Origin of the sequence: Tabrizicola sp., from assembly GCF_041913445.1 — a bacterium.
Lineage (GTDB): Bacteria > Pseudomonadota > Alphaproteobacteria > Rhodobacterales > Rhodobacteraceae > Tabrizicola.
Map to the genome: position 1 here is coordinate 45,090 of NZ_JAYSFG010000002.1, position 8,688 is coordinate 53,777.

Genomic DNA, 8,688 nt, shown 5'->3' on the forward strand with positions numbered 1-8,688 from the left:
CGGGCCGCCTTGACCAGCGTTGCACGGGGGCGGCGCTTCCCTTAAGCGATCCTCCAGTACCTTGTGAGCGCGGAGTGCAGCAATGGCCGAGACCGGTGTCAGCCATGCGGACCTGATCCGGATGCAGGATCTGGTCCTGATGCAGCAGGCGCGGCTGCACAACCTTTCCGACCGGGGCAGCCGCAGACAGTCGGCCGCGGCGGTCCAGGCGCTGTTCCTGGGGCTGCAGACGGTGCTGCAACCGCAAGTCACGCTGGAAATCGGCGCGCTCTTTGCCCAGTTCTCACAGGAAATGTCGCGGCGCGGGATCGAGGCCCATGCCTTCGAGGCCAACCCCCATACCCACGGGGCCTTTGTCCGGCGCCTGGCCCGTCGCGCCCCGGCGCTGCAATATCATCACCTGGCGATCAGCGATGCCGATGGCGAAGCGACGTTCCAGATCCGCCGCGCGGCCTCGGGTCGTCCGATGCGGCGGGCCACCAACAACTCGCTTCTGACGCGCGGCGGCGCCGAGACCGAATACGAGGCGGTGACGGTCCCCGCAAGCCGCCTGGACAGCTTCCTGGCGCGGCACGGACTGGCAGAGAAGAGCTTCTCGGTCTGGATCGATGTCGAGGGGGCGCTGGGCAAGGTGACCTCGGGCTTTGGCTCGGCGCTGAAGTCCTGCCTGAGCCTGATCGTCGAAGTCGAGGAAAAGCGGTTCTGGCAGGACCAGATGCTGGTCCAGGATGTGATGGCCTACATGGACGGGCAGGGGATGATGCCGGTGGCGCGCGACTTCGAATACCGCCACCAGTACAACCTGGTCTATGTCCGCAAGGATGTCTTCGCGCGCCCCGACGTGCGCGGGGTGCTGGCGCAGTACCTGTCCCGGTCGCATGTCGCGCCTCCGCCACCCGTGGCCCCCGCGCCTTCGGCCGCAGAAGGCCACGGGCCGGCTGCCTAAGCCGCGCGAAGGCCGGCGCCGCGCAGGCACCACAGAAGGCCCGCCGTGAAAAGCGCGGCGTTCATTGCTGGAAAGGCCGCCACCGCCAGCGGCACAAGTCCAAGCCCCACGTAGACCAGCGCGAGTCCCAGATCGACTGCCTGGATCAGGGCCATGTTGGCGATCCAGAAGCGGGACGGCTGGGCAGATCGCGCCAGCATCGCCATGCCGATCCCGTAGGCCAGGAAGCGGGCGCCCAGCATTCCGATCATGTAGCCGTTGTCGGCGGCCGGGACCGTCAGGCCCATCCAGCCGAAGAACTGCAGCGGCGTGAAGAGCGTCAGGGCGGCAAGGACCAGCTGCGAGGCGGCGATGATCCAGAGGAGCGGTTTGAGCATGTTCGGGTCTCCGTTGGTTGGCTATGGACGGGTTCTGCGCTGGTCGATATAAAAAAGGAAGTAGTTACAATTTCTATAGCTGAAGAAAGTTCGCAGCATGGAGTGCAATCCCGATTGTCCGGTGGCCCGGGCGCATGAGGTTCTGGGCGGCAAGTGGACGACGCTGATCTTCCGCGACCTGATGGGCGGGGTGCGGCGCTATTCCGAACTGATGCGCAGCCTGGACGGGATCAGCCCGCGCATGTTGGCCGAACGGCTGAAGATGCTGGAGGCCGAGGGTCTGGTCACCCGGACGGTGTTCCCGACGGTGCCGCCGACGACGGAATATGCGCTGACCGAGCTTGGCCGCGGTATGGGTCCGGTGATCGCCGCGATGGCGGCCTTCGGCGCGGCGCTTCAGTCCCGCTGAGGCGCGAAGAGCCAACCCCAGAGCGCGGCGCCGATGAGGGTTCCGATAAGTTGGGCGGCAAGGAAGCCGGGGACGGAGGCCGGGGCGATGCCGGCGAAGCTGTCGGAGAGGGTGCGGGCCAGCGTCACCGCGGGGTTGGCGAAGGACGTGGACGCGGTGAACCAGTAGGCCGCGGTGATCGTCAGGCCGACAAGCCAGGGGATGGCATGGGGGGCCGTGGCGAGGCCGCCGAGGATCGCGCCCATCAGGGCGATGGTGGCGGCGGTTTCCGAGATGAGTTGCCCGGTGCCGCCGCGGACGGTGTCGGAAAGGGACACGGCGGGCAGGTCGAACATCAGGTTGGCAAGGATTGCTCCGATGGCGCCTCCGGCGATTTGGGCCAGGATATAGGGGGCAAGGCTGGGCCAGGGCAGCGCTCGGCGCAGGGCCATGACGAGGCTGACGACCGGGTTGAAATGCGCGCCCGAGACGGGGCCGAAGATGGTGATCAGCACGACCAGGATCGCGCCGGTGCCAATCGTGTTGGACAGAAGTGCCAGGCCGGTGTTCCCGCCCGACAGCCGTTCGGCCATGATGCCGGACCCGACGACCGTGGCGACGAGGAGGGCGGTGCCAAGCGCCTCGGCCGCAAGGGGGCGGGTCATCCGAGCCGCACCTCTTCGCCGTCTTCCTTGGTGAAGGTGCCGGTCATCGGGGGGAGGAGCGGCAGCACCGCCTCGGACGGGCGGCAAAGGCGGGTGCCCTTGGGCGAGACGACGATGGGGCGGTTGAGGAGGATCGGGTGCGCCTCGATCGCGTCCAGAAGCTGGTCGTCGGTCAGAGACGGGTCGGCCAGGCCAAGCTCGGCGAAGGGCGTGCCCTTTTCGCGGAGAAGCGCGCGGAGGGGTTCCCCGTGGCAGCGGCGAGTGCGCAGACAGTGTCGCGGCTGGGCGGGGTCTTCAGGTATTCGATGATGGTGGGCTCGATCCCGGCGGCCCGGATCAGGGCCAGGGTGTTGCGCGAGGTGCCGCAGGCGGGGTTGTGGTAGATCGTGATGTCCATGTTTTGCCCCTTAGGACAGGTTTGTAACGGGTCTATGTCAGGCCGGGGCGCAATTGAAGGGTTTCCCCTCTGGCCCGGCGTCGATATACCCCGCGTGGTTTGTGACTGACTCGGGGAATGACATGGCCAACGTCGTCGTGGTGGGTGCCCAGTGGGGCGATGAGGGCAAGGGCAAGCTGGTCGACTGGCTGTCCGAGCGCGCCGATGTCATCGCGCGGTTCCAGGGCGGGCACAACGCGGGCCATACGCTGGTCATCGGGAACACGGTCTACAAGCTGTCGCTGCTGCCGTCCGGCATCGTGCGGGGGGGCAAGCTGTCGGTCATTGGCAACGGCGTGGTGGTCGACCCCTGGCACCTCGTGGCCGAGATCGAGAAGCTGCGTGGGCAGGGGGTGGATGTGTCCCCCGAGAACCTGATGCTGGCCGAGAATGCTTCGCTGATCCTGCCGATCCACGGTGAGTTGGACCGCGGCCGCGAGGCGCAGACGACGGTCGCGAAGATCGGGACGACGGGCCGCGGGATCGGCCCGGCCTATGAGGACAAGGTCGGCCGCCGGGCGATCCGGGTCGCGGACCTCTTCGATGCGGCGACGCTGGACACGCGGATCGGGCGGCTTCTGACCCACCACAACGCGTTGCGGGCGGGTCTGGGGCTGGACCCTGTGGACCCCGAGGCGCTGAAGGCGCAACTGCTGGAGATCGCGCCGAAGCTGAAGCCCTATGCGGGCCCCGTTTGGAAGGTGCTGAACGAGGCGCGGCGGGCGGGCAAGCGGATCCTGTTCGAGGGCGCGCAGGGATCATTGCTGGACATCGATTACGGGACCTATCCCTATGTAACCTCGTCGAACACCATCGCGGGGCAGGCGGCGACCGGGACGGGGGTGGGGCCGACGGCCATCGACTTCGTCCTGGGGATCGTGAAGGCCTATACGACCCGCGTGGGCGAAGGCCCGTTCCCGGCAGAGCTGCACGATGCGGACGGGGAACGCCTGGGCGAGCGCGGGCATGAGTTCGGCACGGTGACGGGGCGGAAGCGGCGCTGCGGCTGGTTCGATGCGGTGCTGGTGCGGCAGACCTGCGCGACGAGCGGTGTCTCGGGCATCGCGCTGACCAAGCTTGACGTGCTCGACGGGTTCAAGACGCTGAAGATCTGCGTGGGATACGAGCTGGACGGCAAGAGGATGGACTACCTGCCCATCGCGGCGGATGAACAGGCGCGCTGCAAGCCCATCTACGAAGAGATGGAAGGCTGGTCGGAAACCACCGCCGGGGCGCGGTCCTGGGCGCAACTGCCGGGCGCGGCGATCAAGTATGTGCGGCGGATCGAGGAGTTGATCCAGTGCCCGGTCGCGCTACTGTCCACCTCGCCCGAGCGGGACGACACGATCCTGGTGACGGATCCGTTCGCGGACTGACCGACAGCGCCTTGCCTGCGGCTTCCCCTGATGCGGGCAAGCGGGGCGCGCGCGCGATCCTGGAGTGACGAGATGGCGTTAAGTTACAAGGCCCGGCGGCGCTGGTCCCTGGTGATCCTGCTGGTCGGGCTGCCGCTTTACATCGTGGCGGCAGTGAATGTGGTCGCCCTCTTCGACCGGCCGTCCTTTCTGGTGGAGCTGGCGGTCTACGTCGCTCTCGGCTTCCTCTGGGCGCTTCCGTTCCGCTTCATCTTCCGCGGGATCGGTCAGGCCGATCCGGATGCGGAAAAGACGGACGGGCAGGGCCCGTCCGCCTGAGGCTGCTGAAATAAACTGAAGAAACTCAGGACAGGCGGCGGGCTTCCGCAAGATAGGGCGAGTTCTCGGCCAGGCTGTAGTGGCCGCGCGTCACCTTCTCGATCCGGCCGGTCCGAAGAAGGGTGCCGAAGCTGCGCAGCCCGTCCTCGCGGCTGACCGGCTTGCCGCCGGCCGAGGCCATCATCCGCCGCATCAGCTGCGGCCGGGTGAACTGCTGGCGGTTCTCGACGCAGGTCGCGTAGGCCGCGGCTGCTTCCAGAAGCTCGGCCATCGACCGCGCGCCGACCATTTCGGCGAAGGAGGCAAAGCCGGCCTCGTTGATCTCTTTCGCGTCCTCGGCCAGATCCTCATCCTCGTCCGCGTCAGCGGCGGGACCGTAGGACGGCTTCTCCAGCACGATGTTCCGGGCAGGCATGCTGGAGGCGGCGACGGCAGCACCGGCCCCGATGGCGCCGGACAGGCGTCCGGTGCGCAGCGCGACCATCGGCTGACCGTCCGAGGGGGCGAGCCCGTGCGCCACTTGCGGCGCCGGCGTCGGAGCGGGGGCGGGAGCGGGGGCAGGGCTTGCGGCCGGGCCGACGCGGTCGATGCGCTGTTCCGAGACCAGGACGAGCGGCGGCGGGCTGATCATCCCCGGGCGGATGGTGCCGGGGCGCGGCTCGGCCGGGCGGATGGTCACCGACTTGCGGCGTGCAGGCTTCACGTCCGGCGCGGGCGAGGGTTCCGCTTGCGGCGGCGGCTGGATCGCCTCGGCCAGGTCGTCGCGATAGGGGTTCAGCGCGGTTTCGGCCTTGGGCGCCTCGTAGTCGATGTCGGCACGGTCGGCCTCGGTCGCAACGACCGCGGCCTTCAGGCGCGAGAGAGCCTCGTGGCGGCGACGGTTTTCCTCGTCGGCCATGACCTCGTCGGCCTGCTGCATCAGGCGGGAAACCTCGTCAGCGTCGCCGGCGTCCGAGACGCGGGTGGCGTTGTCGTCCGGATGGATGCGCACAACGCGCGAGTTGACACGACGCGCACGCCCGCCGGACTTGCCCGTCTGAGGCTCCTCGGCAGCTTCCGCAGGGGCAGGCGCGGGGGTGGGGGCGAAGGCGACCGCTTCTGCAAGTTCTTCCGGCAGGGAGTCGGCCGTCGCGGCCTCGGCGATGGCTTTGGGCAGCGGATCCTGCAGGGCGGCGTCGGCCATGTCGAGCGCCAGGGGCTGATCCTCGGGCAGGGTCTCGTCGAGAGTGGCGGCAAGGCTTTCCTCGTCGAAGACGGTGCCGTCAAGCTGGGCCAGAAGCGCCACGTCTTCGGTCGAGAAATCGGTCTCGACGGGGGTATCGGGCCGTGCCTGAAGCGTGGCGTCGTCCATGGCGTCCAGGATCGACAGCGCGGCCAGGTCCGCCGCCTCCGCCGGCTCGTCAGCCAGGGCCACAGGTTCGTCTTCGGGTTCGACGGGCAGCGGGGCATCCTCGAGCAAAGCCGCGTCGTCCGTGGCAAGAGCCACCGGCACTTCCGCATCCAGATCGACGAAGGCCGCTTCCGGCGCGACTGCTTCGGAAGCGGTCTCGGGCAGATCGTCCGACCAGGGATCGACGGCGTCGGCCACGAGCTCGACGGCAGGCTCGTCCTCGACCGCGGCAGCGGGCGTCGAGGAGATCAGGGCCCCAAGGCGCGCGGCTACGTCGCCTGCGTCATCGGCCGCTTCGGGGGCGAGGAAGGCCGTCACGGCTTCGGTCGCGTCGGCGTCGATCAGCGGTTCGGCTTCGACCGAGGAGACGGCATCGACGGGGTCCGCTTCCGGTGCGGCAAAGGTCGTCACGGGATCGGCCTCGACCGGCGTTTCGGTCAGCGGGACCGAGGGGTTCACCGAGCGGCGAAGGCGCGCAAGCTTGGCGGCGACGCCTTCCGGGATCGCGTCGGTCAGCGAGGGTTCGGTGGGATCGGCGGCTGCGGCGGGCGCCGACTCGGGTTCGACCGTCGGCGCGGCGCGGCGGAGGGTCGGGTTGATCTGGATGCGCGGCGCGGTGGCCTCGGTCCCCTCGGGCGTGGCAAGGCGCGCGGCCTCATCCACCCGGGCAGAAGCCATCCGCGACACTTCCCGTTCGGCCAGGCGGTGCAGCATGGCGGCATCGGGCGGCGGCGGCTCGGCGCCGAAATGGCGGTCCTGCGCTGCCAGGTCGCGGAAGTATTCCGCAATGGCCTTCATCGTGTCGAAGGGGTTGTCAAACCCTTCCAGCGTGCAGCTGAAGGTGCCGTAGGACACGGTCAGGATCTTGCTTTCACTGGTCATTGCTGGACAGCCTTTCGCCTTGCTCGTTCGCACATACTACCTGCACAGCGTCCTATTGCATGGACAGACGGGGGTAATTTGATGAATTGATTGTGGCCGGACCCCAGAAATCCTGCCTTAATTGGATACAGTCTTACATGAATGCGCCGATTGTCCAGTCAACCCACGGTGTAACCCTTGCCGGCGGGGGACCGTTCACCGGGCGTGACCTCAAGCTGGCCCTCGCCCGCGCGCCCCTGCCCGTGGCGGCCGACAGCGGCGCTGACCGGCTTCTCCGGCTGGGCGTCGTGCCCGAGGCGGTGATCGGGGACATGGATTCGATCTCGTCCGCCGCGCGGGAGCGGATTCCCTTGGAACGCCAGCATCTTGTGGCCGAGCAGGTGACGACGGACTTTGACAAGGCGCTGCGGTCCATCGACGCCCCGCTGGTTCTGGCGCTGGGTTTCGCGGGGGCGCGGCTTGACCACGGGCTCGCCGCCTTTTCCACGCTGGTCGCCCGGGCTGACCGGCGCTGCATCCTGATCGGGCCGCAGGACCTGGCTTTCGCAGCCCCGCCCCGGATCAAGCTGGCCGTCGCGCCCGGCGACCCGGTGTCATTGTTTCCGATGGCCCGTATAACCGGACGCAGCGAGGGGCTGGAATGGCCCGTTGCGGGAATCAGCTTCGCCCCTGACGGGATGATCGGCACCTCGAACCGGGCCGTGGCGCGCAGCGTGGTGTTGGAGTTCGACCGCCGCGGGATGCTGGTCATCCTGCCGCGCCGCAGGCTCGATGCGGCGATCAGGGCGCTTCTGGAAGCGGCATGACCGGAGGACCGGCCCGTTTGGCGCGTGCAGCCAGGCGTTCGCGGTGGATGATGTAAAGGCCGGAGGCGACGATGATGGCCATCCCGGCGAAGGTCATGGCGTTGGGGAAATCGTCGAAGATCAGGTAGCCGAGGATGACGGCGGTCACGATCTCGAAATAGTGCAGCGGCGCAAGCGTCGCCGAGGGCGCGAATTTCAGCGCGTAGGTCATGCACATGTGGCTGACGGCGGCCCAGAAGCCCACCATGAAGAGCCAGAGCCAGTTCCAGCCTTCGGGCCAGATCGGGTCCAGCGGCAGGATCCCCGAGCCGTCGGCCAGCACCATGACCGGCAGGCAGAAGACCAGCCCGGTCCAGGAGGTGTGGAACTGCATGGTCACCGGATGCATCCAGGTCGAGATCGCCCGGGTGACCAGCATGTAGAGCGCGAAGAGGACGGCGGTGGCCAGCGGCCAGAGCGCGACGAGTCCAAAGGCCGCGAGCGAGGGCTGGATGACCAAGAGCACGCCGATGAAGCCCACGGCGCAGGCGGCGATGCGTCGGGGTCCGACGTGGTCACCGAAGAGGAAATGGCCCAGGATCAGCAGGATGAAGGGTTCGACGAAGACGATGGCCAGCGCATCGGCCAGCGGCATCACCTCGATCCCCGAGACGAAGGCGAAGGTCGAGACGAGAAGCAGGAGCGCGCGAAGGCTGGTGTAGGCAAGGCCCTTCAGCGACAGGCCGAGCGACAGCCGCATGACCAGGACGACGGGCAGCATCAGCGCGGTCTGCACCACGAAGCGAGCGGCGGTGATCTGGCCCACGGGGACGCCGTTCTCGGCAGCAAGCTTGGCACCCACGTCGAGAAGCGGCGCGATCACGCAGAAGGCGAGCATCAGGATGACGCCCTGGAGGGTCGTGTCGCGGGTCATGGATCGTGGGTAGCTGCTAAGGCGCTGGTTCGCCTGCCTGAAAGCGACATCGCGGGGGTGCGGGCGGCTTTCGAATTGAGCGCTGACGCGCAAGCCTTTCGTCTCGCCGTTTTTGGTGTTGGACGCCAAAAGGCGCGGGGGTGCCGCCCGCGGGGGTATTTGGGGGAATTTTTAATGGGCGGCCGCCGTTA

9 protein-coding genes and 1 pseudogene are annotated in these 8,688 nt (G+C 68.0%); 5 read left to right on the plus strand and 5 right to left on the minus strand.

Annotated elements, in window-relative coordinates; genetic code table 11:
- Positions 1 to 82: 82 nt before the first annotated feature.
- On the plus strand, positions 83 to 946 hold the full coding sequence (locus tag ACE3Q6_RS02510) for an FkbM family methyltransferase (protein ID WP_374427941.1): 864 nt from the start codon (positions 83 to 85) through the stop codon (positions 944 to 946).
- On the opposite strand, the gene ACE3Q6_RS02515 is transcribed toward ACE3Q6_RS02510, so the two are convergent.
- Complete coding sequence (locus tag ACE3Q6_RS02515) at positions 943 to 1,323, minus strand: hypothetical protein (protein WP_374427945.1); 381 nt, start codon at positions 1,321 to 1,323, stop codon at positions 943 to 945. The genes ACE3Q6_RS02510 and ACE3Q6_RS02515 overlap by 4 nt on opposite strands.
- 97 nt (positions 1,324 to 1,420) lie before the next feature.
- On the opposite strand from ACE3Q6_RS02515, the gene ACE3Q6_RS02520 reads away from it, so the two are divergent.
- Positions 1,421 to 1,732, plus strand: coding sequence for a winged helix-turn-helix transcriptional regulator (locus ACE3Q6_RS02520; RefSeq protein ID WP_374427948.1), 312 nt, complete (start codon positions 1,421 to 1,423; stop codon positions 1,730 to 1,732).
- Here ACE3Q6_RS02520 and ACE3Q6_RS02525 read toward each other — a convergent pair.
- Together ACE3Q6_RS02525 and arsC are read right to left on the minus strand one after the other, a co-directional pair.
- The gene (locus ACE3Q6_RS02525; RefSeq protein ID WP_374427951.1) at positions 1,720 to 2,376 is read right to left on the minus strand and encodes an aquaporin; all 657 of its coding nucleotides are present in this window, start codon (positions 2,374 to 2,376) and stop codon (positions 1,720 to 1,722) included. The genes ACE3Q6_RS02520 and ACE3Q6_RS02525 overlap by 13 nt on opposite strands.
- Positions 2,373 to 2,773: pseudogene (gene arsC, locus ACE3Q6_RS02530) on the minus strand (arsenate reductase (glutaredoxin)). The gene ACE3Q6_RS02525 and the pseudogene arsC overlap by 4 nt, the downstream one beginning before the upstream one ends.
- Before the next feature lie 122 nt (positions 2,774 to 2,895).
- Here arsC and ACE3Q6_RS02535 point away from each other — a divergent pair.
- Positions 2,896 to 4,188: an adenylosuccinate synthase gene (locus tag ACE3Q6_RS02535; protein WP_374427954.1), complete on the plus strand. Its 1,293-nt coding sequence runs from the start codon at positions 2,896 to 2,898 to the stop codon at positions 4,186 to 4,188.
- 72 nt (positions 4,189 to 4,260) lie between these two features.
- Positions 4,261 to 4,506: a DUF2842 domain-containing protein gene (locus ACE3Q6_RS02540; RefSeq protein ID WP_374427957.1), complete on the plus strand. Its 246-nt coding sequence runs from the start codon at positions 4,261 to 4,263 to the stop codon at positions 4,504 to 4,506.
- A gap of 25 nt (positions 4,507 to 4,531) precedes the next feature.
- Here ACE3Q6_RS02540 and ACE3Q6_RS02545 read toward each other — a convergent pair whose 3' ends face one another.
- Positions 4,532 to 6,778, minus strand: a complete 2,247-nt coding sequence (locus ACE3Q6_RS02545) for a hypothetical protein (protein ID WP_374427960.1) — start codon at positions 6,776 to 6,778, stop codon at positions 4,532 to 4,534.
- A gap of 137 nt (positions 6,779 to 6,915) precedes the next feature.
- Between ACE3Q6_RS02545 and ACE3Q6_RS02550 the strand changes: the two genes are divergently transcribed.
- A complete protein-coding gene (locus tag ACE3Q6_RS02550; RefSeq protein ID WP_374427963.1) occupies positions 6,916 to 7,584 on the plus strand; it encodes a thiamine diphosphokinase in 669 nt (222 codons plus the stop codon).
- On the opposite strand, the gene ACE3Q6_RS02555 is transcribed toward ACE3Q6_RS02550, so the two are convergent.
- Positions 7,559 to 8,497: a DMT family transporter gene (locus ACE3Q6_RS02555; protein WP_374427966.1), complete on the minus strand. Its 939-nt coding sequence runs from the start codon at positions 8,495 to 8,497 to the stop codon at positions 7,559 to 7,561. The two genes, ACE3Q6_RS02550 and ACE3Q6_RS02555, sit on opposite strands and share 26 nt — an antisense overlap.
- Positions 8,498 to 8,688: the final 191 nt, after the last annotated feature.

Bases quoted from the DNA above. Each gene is read 5' to 3' on its own strand.
- ACE3Q6_RS02550 (WP_374427963.1), top strand. From the start codon at position 6,916: ATGAATGCGCCGATTGTCCAGTCAACCCACGGTGTAACCCTTGCCGGC.
- ACE3Q6_RS02540 (WP_374427957.1), top strand. From the start codon at position 4,261: ATGGCGTTAAGTTACAAGGCCCGGCGGCGCTGGTCCCTGGTGATCCTG.
- ACE3Q6_RS02510 (WP_374427941.1), top strand. From the start codon at position 83: ATGGCCGAGACCGGTGTCAGCCATGCGGACCTGATCCGGATGCAGGAT.
- ACE3Q6_RS02525 (WP_374427951.1), bottom strand. From the start codon at position 2,376: ATGACCCGCCCCCTTGCGGCCGAGGCGCTTGGCACCGCCCTCCTCGTC.
- ACE3Q6_RS02535 (WP_374427954.1), top strand. From the start codon at position 2,896: ATGGCCAACGTCGTCGTGGTGGGTGCCCAGTGGGGCGATGAGGGCAAG.
- ACE3Q6_RS02520 (WP_374427948.1), top strand. From the start codon at position 1,421: ATGGAGTGCAATCCCGATTGTCCGGTGGCCCGGGCGCATGAGGTTCTG.
- ACE3Q6_RS02545 (WP_374427960.1), bottom strand. From the start codon at position 6,778: ATGACCAGTGAAAGCAAGATCCTGACCGTGTCCTACGGCACCTTCAGC.
- ACE3Q6_RS02515 (WP_374427945.1), bottom strand. From the start codon at position 1,323: ATGCTCAAACCGCTCCTCTGGATCATCGCCGCCTCGCAGCTGGTCCTT.
- ACE3Q6_RS02555 (WP_374427966.1), bottom strand. From the start codon at position 8,497: ATGACCCGCGACACGACCCTCCAGGGCGTCATCCTGATGCTCGCCTTC.